The 17,315-nt window shown below is 62.3% G+C and carries 17 protein-coding genes; 9 read left to right on the forward strand and 8 right to left on the reverse strand.

Features of this window, described 5'->3' with window-relative positions:
• Window positions 1-86: 86 nt before the first annotated feature.
• Window positions 87-1,109, reverse strand: a complete 1,023-nt coding sequence (gene hrcA / locus EH165_RS09985) for a heat-inducible transcriptional repressor HrcA (RefSeq protein WP_124799326.1) — start codon at window positions 1,107-1,109, stop codon at window positions 87-89.
• A 299-nt stretch (window positions 1,110-1,408) separates the two neighbouring features.
• Here hrcA and EH165_RS09990 point away from each other — a divergent pair, with 299 nt between their 5' ends.
• Both EH165_RS09990 and EH165_RS09995 read left to right on the forward strand, forming a co-directional pair.
• Window positions 1,409-2,512 carry an alpha/beta hydrolase family protein gene (locus EH165_RS09990; RefSeq protein WP_164479183.1) on the forward strand — a complete coding sequence of 368 codons (1,104 nt, stop codon included), beginning with the start codon at window positions 1,409-1,411 and terminating at the stop codon, window positions 2,510-2,512.
• A gap of 572 nt (window positions 2,513-3,084) precedes the next feature.
• On the forward strand, window positions 3,085-3,390 hold the full coding sequence (locus tag EH165_RS09995) for a type II toxin-antitoxin system VapB family antitoxin (protein WP_124799328.1): 306 nt from the start codon (window positions 3,085-3,087) through the stop codon (window positions 3,388-3,390).
• Between the two features lie 43 nt (window positions 3,391-3,433).
• Here EH165_RS09995 and hemW read toward each other — a convergent pair whose 3' ends face one another.
• The 5 genes from hemW to EH165_RS15450 form a co-directional block, all read right to left on the reverse strand.
• The gene (hemW, locus tag EH165_RS10000; RefSeq protein ID WP_124799329.1) at window positions 3,434-4,687 is read right to left on the reverse strand and encodes a radical SAM family heme chaperone HemW; all 1,254 of its coding nucleotides are present in this window, start codon (window positions 4,685-4,687) and stop codon (window positions 3,434-3,436) included.
• Between the two features lie 98 nt (window positions 4,688-4,785).
• On the reverse strand, window positions 4,786-5,013 hold the full coding sequence (locus EH165_RS10005) for a hypothetical protein (protein ID WP_124799330.1): 228 nt from the start codon (window positions 5,011-5,013) through the stop codon (window positions 4,786-4,788).
• Window positions 5,014-6,879: a translation elongation factor 4 gene (gene lepA / locus EH165_RS10010; protein WP_124799331.1), complete on the reverse strand. Its 1,866-nt coding sequence runs from the start codon at window positions 6,877-6,879 to the stop codon at window positions 5,014-5,016.
• 178 nt (window positions 6,880-7,057) lie between these two features.
• A complete protein-coding gene (locus EH165_RS10015) occupies window positions 7,058-7,438 on the reverse strand; it encodes a DoxX family protein (RefSeq protein ID WP_206425900.1) in 381 nt (126 codons plus the stop codon).
• A 100-nt stretch (window positions 7,439-7,538) separates the two neighbouring features.
• Window positions 7,539-7,889: a hypothetical protein gene (locus EH165_RS15450; protein WP_164479184.1), complete on the reverse strand. Its 351-nt coding sequence runs from the start codon at window positions 7,887-7,889 to the stop codon at window positions 7,539-7,541.
• 55 nt (window positions 7,890-7,944) lie between these two features.
• Here EH165_RS15450 and EH165_RS15455 point away from each other — a divergent pair, with 55 nt between their 5' ends.
• A complete protein-coding gene (locus EH165_RS15455; protein WP_164479185.1) occupies window positions 7,945-8,631 on the forward strand; it encodes an esterase/lipase family protein in 687 nt (228 codons plus the stop codon).
• A gap of 359 nt (window positions 8,632-8,990) precedes the next feature.
• Window positions 8,991-9,251 carry a 30S ribosomal protein S20 gene (rpsT, locus tag EH165_RS10025; protein ID WP_124799333.1) on the forward strand — a complete coding sequence of 87 codons (261 nt, stop codon included), beginning with the start codon at window positions 8,991-8,993 and terminating at the stop codon, window positions 9,249-9,251.
• A gap of 153 nt (window positions 9,252-9,404) precedes the next feature.
• On the opposite strand, the gene holA is transcribed toward rpsT, so the two are convergent.
• Window positions 9,405-10,361 carry a DNA polymerase III subunit delta gene (holA, locus tag EH165_RS10030; RefSeq protein ID WP_124799334.1) on the reverse strand — a complete coding sequence of 319 codons (957 nt, stop codon included), beginning with the start codon at window positions 10,359-10,361 and terminating at the stop codon, window positions 9,405-9,407.
• A gap of 143 nt (window positions 10,362-10,504) precedes the next feature.
• Between holA and EH165_RS16545 the strand changes: the two genes are divergently transcribed.
• Entirely contained in the window at window positions 10,505-11,263 is a 759-nt protein-coding gene (locus EH165_RS16545; protein ID WP_277870493.1) for a peptidylprolyl isomerase, read from the forward strand.
• A gap of 82 nt (window positions 11,264-11,345) precedes the next feature.
• On the opposite strand, the gene EH165_RS10040 is transcribed toward EH165_RS16545, so the two are convergent.
• Complete coding sequence (locus EH165_RS10040; protein WP_239020783.1) at window positions 11,346-12,608, reverse strand: glutamyl-tRNA reductase; 1,263 nt, start codon at window positions 12,606-12,608, stop codon at window positions 11,346-11,348.
• Between the two features lie 167 nt (window positions 12,609-12,775).
• On the opposite strand from EH165_RS10040, the gene hemE reads away from it, so the two are divergent.
• Genes hemE through EH165_RS10060 form a run of 4 tightly spaced genes read left to right on the forward strand, consistent with a single transcriptional unit; the run spans window position 12,776 to window position 17,304 of the window.
• Window positions 12,776-13,849, forward strand: coding sequence for a uroporphyrinogen decarboxylase (gene hemE, locus EH165_RS10045; RefSeq protein ID WP_124799336.1), 1,074 nt, complete (start codon window positions 12,776-12,778; stop codon window positions 13,847-13,849).
• Between the two features lie 17 nt (window positions 13,850-13,866).
• A complete protein-coding gene (locus tag EH165_RS10050) occupies window positions 13,867-15,324 on the forward strand; it encodes a protoporphyrinogen/coproporphyrinogen oxidase (RefSeq protein WP_206425902.1) in 1,458 nt (485 codons plus the stop codon).
• The gene (gene hemQ, locus EH165_RS10055; RefSeq protein WP_124799337.1) at window positions 15,308-16,093 is read left to right on the forward strand and encodes a hydrogen peroxide-dependent heme synthase; all 786 of its coding nucleotides are present in this window, start codon (window positions 15,308-15,310) and stop codon (window positions 16,091-16,093) included. The genes EH165_RS10050 and hemQ overlap by 17 nt, the downstream gene beginning before the upstream one ends.
• A complete protein-coding gene (locus EH165_RS10060; RefSeq protein ID WP_124799338.1) occupies window positions 16,093-17,304 on the forward strand; it encodes a ferrochelatase in 1,212 nt (403 codons plus the stop codon). Before hemQ ends, EH165_RS10060 begins: the two co-directional genes overlap by 1 nt.
• The last annotated feature ends 11 nt before the right edge of the window (window positions 17,305-17,315 follow it).

The following is a 17,315-nucleotide window of genomic DNA, read 5'->3' on the forward strand; positions in this document are numbered from 1 at the left end:
TTTCCCGCAGAGACCATCTCTGCACATCGACCCACCTCGACGAGGCGTGGCTATCTTGCTTTCATTTTCTTCATTCAATTGCTGCTCTACCGTTCGGCGAGAATCTCCCCGACATATCGTGCAACAGCTCGCACGGCCGACATAGTTCCCGGGTAGTCCATTCTCGTCGGCCCGACCACTGCCAGCCCACCCATGACCGTCTCGCCCGCCCCGTAGCCGGTACTCACCAGGGCGGAAGCTGAAAGGTTCACGTCATCATTCTCCCGGCCGATCCGCACTGTCACTGCATCAGCCGTTGTGGCCAAGGCCAGCAGCTTCAGCAGAGTGACCTGCTCGTCCAGCGCTTCCAACACCCCGCGCAGAGTCGCAGGCTGGTCCACCCACGCACCGGAGAGATGAGAGGTGCCAGAAAGCACCAACTTGTCGCTGGAGTAATCCACCAGAGCGCCCAGCAAAACGCCCACGACGGAATTGAACAAGCCAGTCACCGCCGTCGGCACCTGGTTGGGCAGCAAGGCGACCGCGTCTGCAGCCTCAGCCAAACGGCGTCCGTTGACCGACTCGGCAAGCCTGAGTCGGAGTTGAACCAGCGAATCCTCGGCGACGTCGTGGTCCAGGTCGACCATCCGCTGCTCCACTCGCCCTGTGTCGGTGATGACCACCACGAGGAGCTTGCGCGGCGAAAGCTGAACGACCTCAACATGTCGCACCGTTGAGCGAGACAGTGTTGGGTACTGCACGACCGCCACTTGGCGGGTGATCTGGGCGAGCAGCCGAACGCTGCGCTGAAGAACGTCGTCCAAGTCGACGCCCTCGGATAAGAATTGTTGGATCGCGTGCCGTTCCCCACTGGATAACGGCTTGACCTGGGACAACCGGTCCACGAACAGGCGATAGCCCTTGTCGGTGGGAATCCGGCCGGCTGAGGTGTGCGGTTGCGCAATGTAGCCGTCCTCCTCGAGCACCGCCATATCGTTGCGAATGGTGGCCGGCGAGACACCCAATTGATGACGATCTACCAGAGACTTTGAACCCACCGGCTCGTGGGTCGCAACATAGTCGGCAACGATGGCGCGCAGAACCTCAAATCTGCGGTCTTCCGCGCTCATCGGTTCCTCCTGCCTGTTGACCTGCTTCCGCGTTCTTCGGATCCCTGGGGCGTCCGCGCGAACTGGCACTCGGCCCGCCCGTCTGCCAAGTGTAGTCGTCGGGTTCGCAGCGCCTGGGCAATGCCAAGGAAGCGGCCACCCCTCGACGAGCGACCACCCCCAGGGTGAGAAGTCCCGAAGGTCGGGTCACAGCAGTTACTTGGCAGTCTCACAGTCGCCGCTCTTAAGATAAAACCCACAGCAAGGCGCCGGTGCGGGTTTTGTATCGTCAGGAAACGGAGTGGCAGGCAATGAGGTCGATGTCCGGTGCCATAGCTACGGTTGCCCTGCTTACCTTGGTCGCTGGGTGCGTCGCGACTGGAGCCACTTACCCGGGTGCGACACCGGCGCCGACCGACATCCGGTCGGCAGCATCGTCATTGGCCGACCCACACTCAGCGGCAGTGTCATCGAGCGGAGCGCCGGAGGCATCGCCAGCGGAGGCGCCCGCATCGGGGACTGACGCGATATCCGAGGCAAAGGCACTGAGCGTCGACTCGTCAGGAGTTGACGATTCACCGGCCGCAGCCGGGGACTCTGCCGCCGACAGTGGCAACGCGGTTGCCGAATCGATGGTGTGGGTTCCTGCTGGGGATCACCGGGTACCCGGCACGCTGGCATTGCCCGCTGTCCCGACGGAGCATCTCTTGCCGGTGGTTCTACTTCTCCACGGTGATATGAGTAGTCGCAACGAGAACGGTGACTTGTTTACCCGACTCGCCGCGGACCTAGCAGGTAGAGGCATCGCTTCGCTGCGGATAGATTTCGCCGGCTCTGGGGACTCCGAGCAGTCGGGCATGGCTTTGGACTACCCCGGTATGGTCACGGACGCAACAGCATCGCTGACGTATCTGAAGGACGATTCACGAATCGATCCGAATAGGGTCGCAGTCCTGGGGCTGTCTCGCGGAGGGTCAATCGCAGCCACCCTGGCGGGAACGGTTCCTGGTGTTGCCGCGTTGGCTGAATGGTCGGGAGCGGTGTACAACGGTTTCGACGAAGACCCCGACGGCCACGATCAGGCTCGCACGGACGGATACGCCACAGTCGGCGGAGATACCAACCCGTTTCCGTTGTCCTTGAACTGGTTTGACTCCATTGAGCAGTCCCATCCGCTAGACGATGTCGCGGGATACACCGGCCCCGTACTTGCAGTGACGGGATCGGCAGATACGGTGGTCCCGCCGGTGGCTTCGGATGTACTCGTGCAAACTCTGGCCAGCACGGATGTAACGCGCTACGTCATCGATGGCGCGGATCACGAATATGACGCGACCACTGACGATCAGACTCACGCGGAGGAAGCCCTCGCGGTGACCACTCACTGGTTTGCCTCCAGACTCACCGGATCTCCCACGAGTTGAGTCTTCACTGAAATGGTGACCTCGGCCCCATCCGTTTCCGCGCCGCATTCATCATCGACAAAGCCGCATCTTCCGTCATCGCCTCCAACCCTCGAACGCGGCAGGCGCCAACCGCAAGCACCCTGCTGCGCCCGTGTTAAATCGGAGGAGCCCCTCAACTTCCTGGCTGAACCGCCGCGTAGGCGAGGAAGCAGCCGCAATCAGGTCGCGCCGTCAGTAGTCCTCTTTGCTTAAGAGTGGCCGTTGCTTCAGAGGGGCCGTTGCTTCAGAGGGGCCGCCAGTAGCAGGACCCACCACCTGCTGGCAGCATAGGTATTACTATGCCTCTAGTACAGGGAGGGGCCGTCCGATCTTGGCCCCTGCTCCCGCTGGTGACAGACGTGTAGGTGCCCCGACATTCGAGACGTCGAATTCACGGGCCACCACCTCACCACTACGCTGGGGCGTCTCCGGGATGAGTCCTCATCTTTGAGATGCAGCATCGGACGCGCGGCCACCTCCGAGCGTCGCACCTCTGCGCCAGTTACTCTTGCGGTACTCGCCACAGGCGCAAAAGGAATCGAAAGGCCCAGATGATCTTCAAGGACGTATGCGACGGACGTCCCTACCCGGATCACGGTTTTTCCACGAAGGACTGGGCGCGCATTCCCCCGCAGCAGGTCCGCCTCGACGAGCTGATCGCCACCAAGCGGGAGCTGCGTCTCGACACCCTCCTAGACGACGATTCCACGTTTTACGGCGACCTCTTCCCGCACGCGGTGCTGTGGAATTCCAAACTGTACTTAGAAGACGGCTTGCACCGCGCGCTGCGTTCGGCCCTTCAGCAGCGGACCGTCATTCACGTACGGGTCCTGGATCTGGACTTCTTGAAAAGCTGAGTAGCGCAGCTACTTGAGCCGCTCGCAGATCTAGAATCGGCTTCTAATCGAGCAGCCGGATGGCGAGCCCGTCGGCCAGCAACCGACCCTGCAGGGTCAGAACAGCCCGGCCTCGCTCCCAGTCCGCTGGCTCCAGCAGACCTTCCCGCACCGCGTGCCCAGCCTCGACGGTCCCCGCCTCGGTGAACAGGTCGGAAGGTAAACCGGCGGCGAGCCGCAGGCCCAACAAGATGCGCTCAACCCGACGAGCTTTCCCGTCCAACACCTCGCGGGCGTATCCGGGAGAGACGCCCTCGGCCATCGCAGATGCGTACTTGGCAGGATGTTTTACATTCCACCAGCGGACGCCACCGACATGCGAGTGGGCGCCGGGACCAATCCCCCACCAGTCGCCGCTGGACCAGTAACTCAAGTTGTGTCGACATTGCGCGTCATCGTTGGTGGCCCAATTTGACACCTCATACCAACGCATCCCCGCTTCACTTAATGCCCTGTCCGCCAATAGATATCGGTCAGCCAGCACGTCGTCATCCGGCATCGGCAGCAGCCCCGCCTTGACCTGGCGAGCCAGCTTGGTGCCGGGCTCGACTATCAGCGAATACGCGCTGACGTGGTCGACCTGCGCCTCGATTACCGCTTGCAGCGATTCGGCGAACTCTGCGTCCGTCTCCCCCGGCGTCCCATAGATGAGGTCGAGGTTGAGATGTTCGAAACCTGCCGCGCGCGCTTGCGCCGCAACTTCCAGCGCCTTGCCGGGCGTGTGGTTGCGCTCCAGCACCGCGAGTACTTTCGGCGAAACTGACTGCATCCCCAGGCTTAGCCGGGTGTACCCCGCCTCCCGAAGCCCGGCGAGCAATGCGGGGTCGGTGGACTCGGGGTTCGCCTCCGTACTCACCTCGGCATTATCGGCGAGCCCGAAGCGCTGCTCAATGCGCTGCAATACCGCCGTCAACGGGCCCGCACCGATCAGTGAGGGAGTGCCGCCGCCGACAAATACGGTCGATACGCGCCGGCGAACACTGCTGCCAGTGTGCAGAACCTTTGCTGCCAAGTCGATTTCGGCTAACGCACCCGCAAGCCAGCTGTCGATAGCGCTGTTGGTGCGGTGTGCACCCGTGGTTGGCATCCCCAGCTCGCCGGCGGTGTAGGTGTTGAAATCGCAGTAGCCGCAACGGGTCGCGCAAAACGGCACGTGGATGTAGAAACCTAAGCCGCGTTCGGCGATGCCCTCATATGCCTGGTCTGGCAACGAGCCGTCGACAGCGACCGGATCACCCTCAGGAAGTGTTGATGGCACAGCAACTCAATTCAAAATAGCAAAAACTGCAAGAACCAGGATCAGCGCCAGCAGTGTCGCTGACATGAATATCCTGGTTCGTTGCGGCAGCGGACGGCTCACATTGTTCTTTCTGCTCTGGCAACCTCTGCGTCAGCCAACTCTTTCTCCGATCGCGCAGTATGACGACGCAGCGCGAACTCCACCACTCGATCGATCACCCACGATGTACCCCAGGCCAACGGCAGCAGAACCACCAGCAGCAACGGGATCTGAACCAACAGAGGCAACAACACCAACCACGACTCGACCGCATCGATTCCGTCGATCAGCCACTGCCAACTCATCTACTTCTTAGCTTCCTTGCCGGTGGGCGCGTCGGTGGAAAGCGCGGCGATAAAGGCTTCCTGTGGGACCTCCACGCGCCCGACCATCTTCATTCGCTTCTTGCCCTCTTTCTGCTTTTCCAAGAGCTTGCGCTTACGGGAGATGTCGCCGCCGTAGCACTTGGCCAACACGTCCTTTCGCATCGCCCTAATGCTTTCACGGGCAATGACTCTGGCCCCGATGGCCGCCTGGATCGGCACTTCGAACTGCTGACGGGGAATCAGCTTGTGCAGCTTCTCCGTCATCGAAACGCCGTAGGCGTAGGCATTCGTCTTGTGCACTATTGCACTGAACGCGTCGACGGGCTCACCCTGCAGCAGGATGTCGACCTTGACGAGATCACCCTCCTCGGTGCCGATCTCCTCGTAATCCAGCGACGCGTACCCGCGCGTGCGCGACTTCAGAGCGTCGAAGAAGTCGAAGATGATCTCCGCCAGCGGCATCGTGTAGCGAAGCTCAACCCGGGTCTCCGACAGGTAATCCATCCCGCCCATGGTCCCGCGTCGAGTCTGGCACAGCTCCATGATGGCGCCGATGTACTCGCTCGGAGAAATGATGGTGCACTTGACGATCGGCTCGTGAACATGAGCAATCTTGCCGCCTGGCCAGTCGCTCGGGTTGGTGACGACGTGCTCGCTACCGTCATCCATCGTGACACGGTAGACGACGCTGGGTGCGGTGGAAATGAGATCGAGACCGAACTCGCGTTCCAGCCTGTCCCGGGTGATTTCCAGGTGCAGCAAGCCGAGATACCCGCAGCGGTAACCGAAACCTAGAGCGGTAGACGATTCCGGCTCGTACGTCAGCGCGGCATCGTTAAGACGCAACTTGTCGAGCGCGTCACGCAGGAGCGGGAAGTCGGAACCATCCAAGGGGAACAGCCCGGAGTAGACCATCGGCTGCGGGTCTTGATACGCACCAAGGGTTTCGGTGGCGCCGTTGACCGACGACGTGATGGTGTCGCCAACCCTGGACTGACGCACATCTTTGACGCCCGTGATGATGTAGCCCACTTCGCCGACACCCAACCCCTTGGTGGGGACCGGTTCTGGTGAGATTACCCCCACCTCGAGCAGCTCGTGGGTGGTTTTCGTCGACATCATCAAAATCTTTTCGCGCGGGCGGATTTTGCCGTCCACCACTCGCACGTAGGTGATAACGCCGCGATAGATGTCGTACACCGAGTCGAAAATCATCGCCCGCGCAGGCGCATCGGAATCGCCGACCGGATGCGGGATATTAGCCACGACCCGATCAAGTAGTGCTTCAACTCCCTGGCCCGTCTTACCGGAGACGTGCAGCACCTCTGATGGGTCGCACCCGATGATGTGCGCCAACTCCGCCGCATATCGCTCTGGCTGCGCCGCCGGCAAGTCAATCTTGTTCAGCACTGGAATAATGGTGAGGTTGTTCTCCAACGCGAGATACAGGTTTGCCAGCGTTTGGGCCTCGATTCCTTGTGCAGCGTCCACCAGCAGAACCGCACCTTCACACGCCGCCAGCGACCGTGAAACCTCGTAGGTGAAGTCGACGTGGCCAGGGGTGTCGATCAGGTGCAGGATGAAATCTTCCTTCACCCCTGCGTCGTTCGTTACGGCCCACGGCAAGCGGACGTTCTGGCTCTTGATGGTGATACCGCGCTCGCGCTCGATATCCATCCGGTCCAGATACTGCGCACGCATCGAGCGGGAGTCGACCACACCGGTGAGCTGCAGCATCCGATCTGCCAGGGTTGATTTACCGTGGTCAATATGGGCGATGATGCAGAAGTTACGGATGCGCTCGGGTTGAGTGAACGTCGTATGCGCGAGCGAGCCTTGGGTCACAACTCATCTTCCTGCTGGCGGGTCCGCCCGGTGGCGCGCCGAAAGCATCAAATGAACTGACGCGTCACTGGCGAAGCCGCAGAGCGGGCGGGGATATCACTCCATAGTCCCACGACTTTGACGCGGCTGGAGTATCCCGGCAAGGCGTTGTGGCCCGAATGGGGCTGCTGAAGGTTTATCAGCTGCTGACGGGCCGAGATTCCCGCGCGATCTGTAGAGCCCACGCGATGAGCGGGAACTGCATCGGAAGCCGCATCCACGCAATCAGCTGGAATCCGCGGGACTGACGCCGTGATCGCATCGCCATTGAAATATTCGCCGGGTAGACGGCCACCAGCAGAGCAGCACTGGCCAACCCTCCGATCGCTCGGGTCTTTGGCGCCGCGACCAGACCTGCGCAGACAAGCTCTGCGACCCCGCTCACCGCGACGAGCATTTCCTTGCCCGGCAGCGATCTGGGCACAACCGCAACAAAAGGCTTGGGAGTGACGAAATGCATCACTCCGGAGATGCTCAACATGGTGGTCATCAACAATGCGCGTGTGGTCGTTGCCGTCATGTGTTCATACTGCGCCTGTCGAAGCTGTTTCTCCGGCAGCTGCGCTCCATTTCACCGGTGGCTTCGCCCCAACCTGATGCGTCAGTTCCTGACGCGTTAGCTACGGTGATGAGGTGAAATCGCTGCGCCACCCCGGCCGATCCAGGCCCCTACGCGATGCCCTTCTCACGGTGGTGATCGCCAGCGCGGCGTTCCTCGCCGGTTGTTCGACGAATACCGAAGCCGGGACAGGATCAATGGCTTTATTGCCCGCCAGTGCGAATGTCAACCCCAGTTTTGGACCTGCACCTGCAGTTTCAACTACATCTGCGACAGCTTCCTCAGCAGACCTGCCCTCGCGTCCTGCGCCGTCAGTCACGAACGCGCCGTCCCTCACGAACGCGCCGTCCCTCACGAACGTGCCATCCATCACGAACGCGCCATCCACCTCCTCTTCCTCTGTCTCAGCCACCCCTGTTCCCCGCACCCCTGTCGCCGCGCCGCTCCCGGCAGGGCCGCTGCCAGGCATGAACGATGCCTCCTGTCGCTCGCAACACCTGCCCGTCCTGCTACTGCACGGCACGTTTTCGAAAATTTCTGCCGACTACTCCCTCCTCGTTCCGCAGCTGCAGAAACAGGGGTGGTGCATCTTCGGCCGGGACTATGGGCTGATGGGAACTGGCCCCGTGGCGGACTCGGCTGCTAGCTTCGCAAGTTTTGTGAGCGCAGTCCGCCAGGCCACCGGAACCTCCCAAGTGGACGTCGTGGCCTATAGCCAGGGTGGGTTGGTGTTGCGCACGGCATTGCGTAATTACCAGATCGCCGATTTCGTGGACACGGCTGTCCTCATTGCACCGTCTTTCCACGGCACGACTTCCCCGCTGATTGACGCGTTGCCTGACGGCCTTTGCCCCGCATGTGCGGATCAGAAGGCCGATTCGGCTCTCATCGACAGTCTGAACGCCGGGGGCGATCTCGACGGCACGGTGCGGTACGCCGTCGCATCCCTCACCACCGATCAAGTCGTTATTCCTTGGCAGTCTCAAGTACCGCAGGGTCCCAGCGATCGCGTGACAAGCGTCGTCGTTGATCAGGTTTGCCCGCTCTCCACCGCCCGCCACGAGAATCTGACCAGGTCGGCGGCTGTCATCAGCTGGACAGTCGCGGCGTTGGCAACGCAGGGTCGACCACACGCCGCCGACATGGTGTGTTGAGCATCCGATTAGCAGGTTCGCTCTCGGACCGGGGCTGACGCGATCGGTGCGTCTCCCGGGTCGAAGTGTGGATGAGGGTCCGGGTCACAGACTCGCTCGCGGTCTCAGCACAGCTGAAGTGGAGAAGCCGATACTGGAGTGCGCAGCGCGCACTCCATGATTTGAGCTGCGCGCGGTGTTGCTGCTAACCTGAACCCTCGTGTGTGTCGGGCCCCAACGGCCTTGTTGACCGGTGTGGTTCAGTGGCCTACCAGCCGCAAAATCGCAAAGTCAATGGTGGCAAGCACACACCACGTCCTACATGAAAAGCAGTTCGGCATGAGCGAATACACCTCTTAAAGAAACGAAGGCAATCCCGCGTGGCAAACATCAAGTCCCAGATCAAGCGCAACAAGACCAACGAGAAGGCGCGACTGCGCAACAAGTCGGTCAAGTCGGCACTGAAGACTGCTGTCCGCCGTTTCCGTTCGGCCGCCGAGGCTGGCGACAAGGATCAGGCTCAGCAGGAGTTGCTTGTTGCCTCTCGCAGCCTCGACAAGGCCGTGTCCAAGGGCGTTATCCACGCCAACCAGGCAGCGAACCGCAAGTCCTCCATGGCTCTGCGCGTCAACTCACTGTAAATCCCCTCCGCGGGGCAGGGCAGCGCGATCTCCTTTCGCGACACATCTTTTTCAGCAACGGCGATACCTAGCCTTACGGCAGGTGTCGCCGTTGTTGTGCGTTGTGCTGGTGTCTCGCGAAGCCTTGCCTCGTGTCCCGGCGGTTCAGCAGGTCTATTTCATCCGTCGAGCACGGCCGATATCCATGATGGCTTTCTCCAGTGCGTAGTCCGGGTCTGCGGCTCCACCCTTGACCTCGCCATTCAGCCTCGCAGTGACCGCAACCGCGTTCGCCAGGCCGGCGGGGGTCCAGCCGCGCGACTGGCCTTGAGCCCTCTCAACCTTCCAGGACGGCATACCCAGTTGGCTCGCCAACTGGTAGGTGTTGCCACGTCCCGCACCTGCCACCTTCGCGATGGAGCGCACCGCGTCTGCGAGCGCATCTGCGATCAGCACGTGTGCCAGGCCTACGGACAACGCCCAACGCAAAGCTTCAAGACCGCCAGGAATGTCGCCAACAATTACTTTGTCCGACACCGCGAATCCGGTGACGTCGGCTCGCCCCTTGTAGTACCGGCGGACCGCTGCGTCGTCCACTAAACCTCCGGTGTCGGCCACCAATTGACTGGCCGCGCTAGCCAACTCCCGCAGATCCGATCCAATAGCTTCCACCAGCGCTAGCGCTGCATCGGAAGTGGTGGTGCCGCCGGCGGCTTTGATCTCTGCTCGGACAAACGTAGCCCGCTCGTCCGGCCTAGAAATTTTGCTGCATTGAATTGGCTGAGATCCCACTTTCAAGCAGGCGTCCACGAGAGCCTTGTTGCGCGCTCCGCCGCCGTGTTGAATCACCAAAGTCACGCCGTCGACAGGATCAGCTATGTAGCTGATGATTTCCGTAGCGAGTTCCTTTGCCGCTTCATGGGCTCCCCTGATTACCACCACCCGTGGCTCGGCGAACAGACTCGGCGCCACGAGCTCAGCGAAGTCGGCCAGGGAAAGTCCTACCGCCGAGGCCTCTCGCCGCTCTACCTCCGGATCCACCTTGCGCGCCCGAACGAGGGCAGTGTGCACCGCGCGGTCAATCAGCAGCTGCTCGTCGCCAGTGATCAAGACCGGGGTGGCTGTGGACATGACTTCATCCTGCCAGCGATGACCGACAGGACAGGACCATGACGAGGTTTGTCCGTGGTGCATACACAAGTCTGGGCTACCGTTACTCGGGGTAGCTGCTCTCTGCGGCGCCACTTCCCTTGCCGCCTCACCTAGGAGTCTCGTTGAGCTCGCTTCGCCACCCTGCTGCCACACAAACAAAAAATACCGCCAAGAAGATCACTACCGGTCTCGCCGCGGCAGCCACTGCACTGCTTTTGATGAGCGGTTGCTCCTCCGATGGCGGCAAGGCCGCAGTTGCATCGGCGCCATCGCCGGCGTCATCGGCGTCACCGTCATCGGCGGATGCAGCCGTGAGCACCCCCGCAGCGGCCTCTGGTGGGGCCGCCGCCTGCACTTACACCCCGGCAGGCCCGACGGCAAAGTCGAACAACCCGCCCCCGGCAACTGCGGCCACCAGCGGTTCCCCCGTTGCCACGATGACTATCGGCCAAGGCACTATCGCGCTCACGCTGAAGCCGGCAACAGCGCCTTGCACGGTAAACAGCTTCACATCGCTGGCGAGCCAAAAGTACTTTGATGGCACCAAGTGTCACCGGTTGACGGCCTCGCCTTCGCTGAGCGTTTTACAGTGCGGGGATCCCACTGCCACTGGTACCGGGGGCCCCGGGTACGAATTTGCTGATGAGCTCGCAGGCACTGAGACCTACCCCCGTGGCACGCTCGCCATGGCGAACGCCGAGCCTGGGACCAACGGTTCGCAGTTCTTCTTGGTGTACGCAGACTCCACCCTGCCGCCGTCTTACACGGTGTTCGGCACTATCACTTCGGGTCTTGAAATCCTCGATGGCATTGCCGCCAAGGGCATCTCGGGCATTGCGCCCACAGATCCGGTGGACATCGCCTCGATTGTTGTTCAGTAGATTTTGTCCCAAAGCATTTGCCGAGATCCCCGCACCAGAAGGGGGTCTCGGCAAATGGCCTCCCCGCACAGCCGAATAATTGTCAGCCTTGAGTGGGTGGGGTGAGCTCAATACCGAAAAGGGTGTGCAGCGCGCTGAGGTAGCCCGCTGAGTCCCCGGAGCGCGCTAGTTCGTGGGCCCGCAGAGTCGGGGTGTGCAGCAGCGAGCGGGTCACGCGGTGCATTGCCATCTCCAGGTCGGCGGCGATGCCTTCGTCATATTTGCCCCGCAGCCGCTCCATCTCCTTCGAAACCATCCCGGACACATGCGAGCGCAATGCGATCACCGCTGGGTCCAGCACTCTCACCGCCTGGTCGTCTTCAAACTCGGCGACGGCGGCGATTACCACGTCCTGCGCAGCAATCAGCGCTTCAGCCTGCTCGGCCGGGGCATTTTCTGCCACGGTCTGGAGATCGATCACACGCACGTTCGGCAGACTTCGCACATCGAAGGAGATATCCGCGCGCAATGCGAGGTCTACGATCGTCAGCTGCTCACGTTGGGACGTCCGGGCAAGCGCAATCGTGTCGGCGTCTAGGGCACCGCCGGTGGTTCCGCTGCAGGCTACGACCAGAGCCACCTCGGAAATTGCTGCTTGCAGCTCAGCCGCCAGCACGGGCCTTGCGTGATGTGTGGCAGCGAATGCTTCAGCGTGGTTGCTGGGTGAGAAAACTAGCAGATCGGTGCATCCGCGCTCGCGCAGGGCTGCGGCCACCACTCGCGCATAAGCGCCGGTGCCGACAATTAGTGCGCGTTTGCCAGCCACTGACAGATCGCCACTTTCGGCCACATCCAAGGCGACTGAAGCCACGGAGCGACCCGCCGCACCGAGACCCGTTCCAGCCACTACTTTTTTCGCGGTTCGCGCCGCATTCTGGAAGAGCCTGTTCAATGCCGGGGACGCAGTTTCTTCTCGCTGCGCTCGGCGCAGTGTGCGGGAGACTTGGCCCGAGATTTCGGCCTCGCCAACGACCATGGAATCTAACCCGGCTGCCACGGCAAACAGGTGAGCCGCCACGGGGGCACCGACCCGAACATGCAATTGGCCTGCGACCACCGATTCCTCGATGCCGGTGATCGCTGCCAGCTCGTGCGTCACGGCGTCAACCGCGTCGTGGAATCTCAGAGCATCCACGTAAATCTCGACCCTGTTGCAGGTGGCCAAGACTGCGACGCCAGCAATGGGCGAGGATGCTTGCACCGATGTATCAGCGTTAAAGAGGTTGACGCCAAGCTCGCTGGCCCCAGCGGAATAGCGTTCAAGGTCGGCGAGCTCCAAATCATGATGGGAGACACCAAGGACCATGAGCACATCCGAAATGCTACAGGCGACGCTCCACTGTATGTAGTAAGGCGACCCTAACGGCAGCCATCCTTCACCTGCGGAAATGCCAATTTTTCGACACTGTGTCCAGCGTCATGCTCGCCACGGGATGAGGACGACGAGGTCGTCCCTGGCACAATGGTGGGGTCATGACTGAAACCAACGCGCTCCCATCCGACCACCCTGTCAACGACGGCCGAACGGCTTCCTCACCGTTGCTGGCCGCCTATCGGGGTGAGCGAGTACACCGTCAGCCCGTGTGGTTTATGCGGCAAGCGGGCCGTTCCTTGCCCGAGTACCGGGAACTTCGCAAAGACGTCGGGATGCTCGAATCCTGTGTGCGGCCTGAGCTCGCAGCCGAAATCACCCTGCAGCCTGTTCGCCGACACGGAGTGGACGCGGCCATCTTGTTCAGCGACATCGTTGTGCCGCTGAAGCTGGCTGGTATCGACGTGGACATAGTGGCCGGCGTTGGTCCCGTTGTCGGTAAGCCGGTGCGCACTGCCGCCGACGTTGCCGCCTTACCCGAACTGGATCCTGCCGCGCTAGCACCGATCGCCGCCGCCGCAGCGATCTGCGTCGCCGAACTTGGGAGCACGCCACTGATTGGTTTTGCCGGTGCACCGTTCACTCTTGCGTCCTACCTCGTTGAGGGAGGCCCTTCGCGAGAACACCTGCGCACCAAGGCTTTGATGTACGCCGAACCCGAAACCTGGGATGCGTTAGCGTCGTGGGTAGCTCGCGCGACAGCACTGTTCCTGCGCGCCCAAGCACTGGCGGGCGCGTCAGCGGTCCAGCTTTTTGACTCGTGGGCCGGGGGCTTGTCGCTGGCTAATTACACCCGCTACGCAGCTCCACACTCGGCTGCCGTGCTGGCCGCGGTGGCAGACCTCCCGATACCTCGAGTGCATTTCGGCGTTGGCACCGGTGAGCTCCTTCCCGCGATGCGGGATGCGGGCGCGACAGTAGTGGGGGTCGACCACAGGATCGGACTCGATGTTGCTAACGACCGCCTCGCAGGCACCGTGCCTCTGCAAGGAAATATTGATCCCGCACTCCTATTCGCCGGCCAGGACGTACTGCACGCGCACACGCTCGACATCCTGGCGCGTGGCACACAGGCACCGGGGCATGTTCTCAACCTGGGTCACGGCGTCCCACCCGACACCGACCCGAATGTTTTGACCAGACTGGTGGAATTTGTCCATCAGCAACGGGTCTAACCGCAAGCGAGGACCACATGATGGACAAGGCGCTGGACGTCCTCGTTATAGGCGGTGGCGCGTCAGGGTTGGCAGCCGCCTTCGAACTCACCCGGAATGGCCGGACGCCCACCGTTTTGGAAGCCGGACCGCTGCTGGGCGGCGCAGTGCGTCGACACCGGGTCGGCGGTCTGGACCTGGACGCCGGAGCGGAATCGTTTGCCATTGCTCGGCCCGCGGTCCGCACATTAATTGACGACCTAGGCATGGCGGAGTTCGTCGTCACCCCGGAACCAGGAAGTGCGTGGGTGCGGTTTGCGGGCGGGCAAGCGCCGTTGCCGGTTGCTAGTTGGTTGGGCATTCCCAGCAGGCCATTTGCCCGAGACGTCCGACGCGTCATCGGGGTAACCGGTTCGCTGCGTGCTGCCGCAGACCGGGCGATGCCTGCGAGGGGTGTTGCCGCCGGCACCACCCTGGGCTTTCTGGTGCGTCAACGGATGGGCTCCCGTGTGCTGCGGCGGCTCGTGGAACCCGTGGTGGGTGGTGTCCACTCCGCCAATCCTGAGGATCTCGAAATAGCCAGCATTGCACCGGGGTTGCCAGCCAACTTCCTCACCGCCGGCTCGCTGGCGGGAGCTGCCGGTGCCATGCGAGGAGCGGCTGGCCCCGCCGGTTCCGCGGTGAACGGCCTGCGCGGCGGGATGTTCACGCTGATCGACGTGTTGGCTGAGAAGATTACGCAGGCTGGCGGCCACATCTGGACGCATTCGCCCGTTGCCGGGTTGTGGCGAGAAGAAAATTTCTGGCACGTCAGCGCCATCATCAACGGCGTAGCCAGCCAGCTGACGGCGCGGTCGGTGGTGGTTGCGGCGCCCGCTCAAGCGGCGCAGATGCTATTGACACCGCTCCTGCCCGGGGCCAACTGGCCGGCGGCAGCCTTGACCACGGGCGTCCTACTGGCGACATTGGTGGTTAACAAGCCCGAGCTCAACTGCTCCCCCCGCGGCTCCGGAATGCTTGTTTCGGCGCGCGTCGGGGGCGTCAGCGCCAAGGCTTTGACGCACGGAACCGCGAAATGGGCATGGCTCGCGGAGGCTGCAGGCCACAACCAGCACGTGCTGCGGTTGTCCTACGGCCGAGGAAGCGGTGACCTGCCAACAGCAGACCAGTTTCCGCGTCTAGCCCTCGCCGACGCCAGCGACTTGCTGGGAGTGGCGCTTGGCGAGGCCGACCTCCGCGATGTCGCGCTGACCGAGTGGGCCGCGGTGCAGCCGAGAACGGCGCCTGGTCACGCTGCCGCGGCAGACACTATTCGGGAGGCCGCTCAACATCTACCTGGACTCGCTGTCACCGGAGCTTGGTTGGCCGGAACCGGGTTAGCCGCGGTCATCGATGATGCCCGCCGCGTAGCGCGAGACCTGCCTCACAACAGCACTTCCTCCAGTCGCAACCCGATCCAACTAGAGGAAGATGGAGCGTATGACGAGCTCGCCTGATATCCCTGTTACCTCCGCCACAGCTGCCACGGACGAAGCCACGCCGGTGGCGGGGCCTGCACCCACTGCGGCAGCGGCACCTTCCAAGATTTCTGCCCGGGTCATTAACGACAAGATTCGCTACACATCGTGGAACGTCTTCTCCCGCCTCGACGATCTCGACATCGACCCGGCAGATGCCGCCGCAGAACTCGAGGCGCTGATTGCCGACCTCGAGGCCAAGGACGTCGTGGTTCGCGGCATCTACGACGTCTCCGGGCTCCGCGCAGACGCAGACCTCATGGTGTGGTGGCACGCCGATACCGCTGAAGAACTCCAAGATGCAGTCCGCCGGTTCCGCCGTACCAGCGTTGGCCGGAGCATGGGAAACACCTGGGCCGGCATGGCGCTGCACCGCCCCGCCGAGTTCAACAAGAGCCACGTACCGGCGTTTCTCGCTGGATCGGCGCCCCTGGACTGGGTGTGCGTGTACCCGTTTGTGCGCTCCTACGAGTGGTATCTGTTGCCTGACGCGGAGCGGCGAGAGATGTTGATGGAACACGGGATCATGGGCCGCGAGTTCAATCAGGTGCTCTCCAGCACCGTCGCCGCGTTCGCGTTGGGTGATTACGAATGGATGCTCGCGCTGGAATCTACTGAACTGCATGACATCGTCGACCTGATGCGAAGCCTGCGCGCCTCCACGGCGAGACTTCATGTCCGCGAAGAGATTCCGTTCTTCACCGGCCGCCGGGTCGACGCGGCCCAGGCCGTCGAGGTGATCCGATAATGACAATTCAGTCGTCACCATCCTCGCCCGCTTCCTCGCCGCTCACACCGGGTTGGGACGCTGTCCTGCTCGCCGGTTTCGGCGGTCCCGAGTCTTCCGAAGACGTGATGCCGTTCCTGCGCAACGTGACTCGCGGTCGCGGGATTCCCGAAGAGCGACTGGTTGAGGTCTCGCACCACTACCAGGCGCTCGGCGGATCGTCGCCGATTAACGACCAAAACCGTGCCCTGCAAGCGGCTTTGCAAGCTGAACTGACCCGCCGTGGCATCGACCTGCCGGTGCTGTGGGGCAATCGCAACTGGGCCCCCTACATGGCTGACGTCGTGGAGCAGGCCCACACCGATGGCCAGACTCGGCTGCTTGGCCTGGCTACCTCGGCCTATTCGTGCTACTCCTCCTGCCGCCAGTACCGGGAGGATTTCGGCATGGCGCTGGAGAAGACCAACCTGATCGGCAAAATGCGAATCGACAAGATTCGGCACTACTACAACGCTCGCGGATTCCTAGAACCGGTGATGGACAGCCTCGTTGAAGCAGTCCATCAAGCGATACGTTCGGGATTATCCGCTGCGGATGTAGAAGTGGTCTTCACCACGCACTCCATCCCCCACTCCATGGCCGACACCTCCGGGCCCGCGGGGACATACGCCCCGGGCACCGGCGGAGCCTATGTGGCGCAACACCTTGCTGCGTGTTCCACCGTGGTCGCCGCGGCCGAGCACACGTTGGGCACCTCGCTGAATTGGCAACTCGGCTACCAGTCCCGGTCCGGTCCGCCGTCCATGCCATGGCTCGACCCTGACGTCAACGACATCATCTCCGGCCTGCCAGCGCAGGGCAGGGCAGGCGTGATCGTGGTGCCCATCGGGTTTGTCTCTGATCACGTCGAAGTTGTCTGGGATCTGGACAACGAGGCGAAGGAGACTGCCGGCGAGCACGGACTCTTCTTCGCTCGGGTCGCTACTCCCGGCACCGACCCCCGGTTTGTGAGCGCGCTCGCAGACTTAGTGGAGCAGCGTCTCGATCCGTCCCTTCCCGCCGAGGTGATCACGGACCGTCCAGCCTCGCCGAATATCTGCGGGGTCAACTGCTGCCGCAACGCCCGCGCCGTCAAACCCACCACGTCCGCTCGGGATTCTGCCGCAGATTGGGAGGGCACCGGGATCGAAACCGAGCGTCTGGAAGCATCTGGGATAGGCCGTGAATGGTAGGCGCTGAGCGT

It is taken from the genome of Nakamurella antarctica (assembly GCF_003860405.1).
In the GTDB taxonomy this organism is placed as follows: domain Bacteria; phylum Actinomycetota; class Actinomycetes; order Mycobacteriales; family Nakamurellaceae; genus Nakamurella; species Nakamurella antarctica.

Excerpts from the sequence above, each read along its gene's own strand:
- hrcA (WP_124799326.1), bottom strand. The coding sequence starts at position 1,109 with ATGAGCGCGGAAGACCGCAGATTTGAGGTTCTGCGCGCCATCGTTGCC.
- EH165_RS09990 (WP_164479183.1), top strand. The coding sequence starts at position 1,409 with ATGTCCGGTGCCATAGCTACGGTTGCCCTGCTTACCTTGGTCGCTGGG.
- EH165_RS09995 (WP_124799328.1), top strand. The coding sequence starts at position 3,085 with ATGATCTTCAAGGACGTATGCGACGGACGTCCCTACCCGGATCACGGT.
- EH165_RS10005 (WP_124799330.1), bottom strand. The coding sequence starts at position 5,013 with ATGAGTTGGCAGTGGCTGATCGACGGAATCGATGCGGTCGAGTCGTGG.
- EH165_RS10015 (WP_206425900.1), bottom strand. The coding sequence starts at position 7,438 with ATGACGGCAACGACCACACGCGCATTGTTGATGACCACCATGTTGAGC.
- EH165_RS15455 (WP_164479185.1), top strand. The coding sequence starts at position 7,945 with ATGAACGATGCCTCCTGTCGCTCGCAACACCTGCCCGTCCTGCTACTG.
- holA (WP_124799334.1), bottom strand. The coding sequence starts at position 10,361 with ATGTCCACAGCCACCCCGGTCTTGATCACTGGCGACGAGCAGCTGCTG.
- EH165_RS10040 (WP_239020783.1), bottom strand. The coding sequence starts at position 12,608 with ATGGTCCTTGGTGTCTCCCATCATGATTTGGAGCTCGCCGACCTTGAA.
- hemE (WP_124799336.1), top strand. The coding sequence starts at position 12,776 with ATGACTGAAACCAACGCGCTCCCATCCGACCACCCTGTCAACGACGGC.
- EH165_RS10050 (WP_206425902.1), top strand. The coding sequence starts at position 13,867 with ATGATGGACAAGGCGCTGGACGTCCTCGTTATAGGCGGTGGCGCGTCA.
- hemQ (WP_124799337.1), top strand. The coding sequence starts at position 15,308 with ATGACGAGCTCGCCTGATATCCCTGTTACCTCCGCCACAGCTGCCACG.
- EH165_RS10060 (WP_124799338.1), top strand. The coding sequence starts at position 16,093 with ATGACAATTCAGTCGTCACCATCCTCGCCCGCTTCCTCGCCGCTCACA.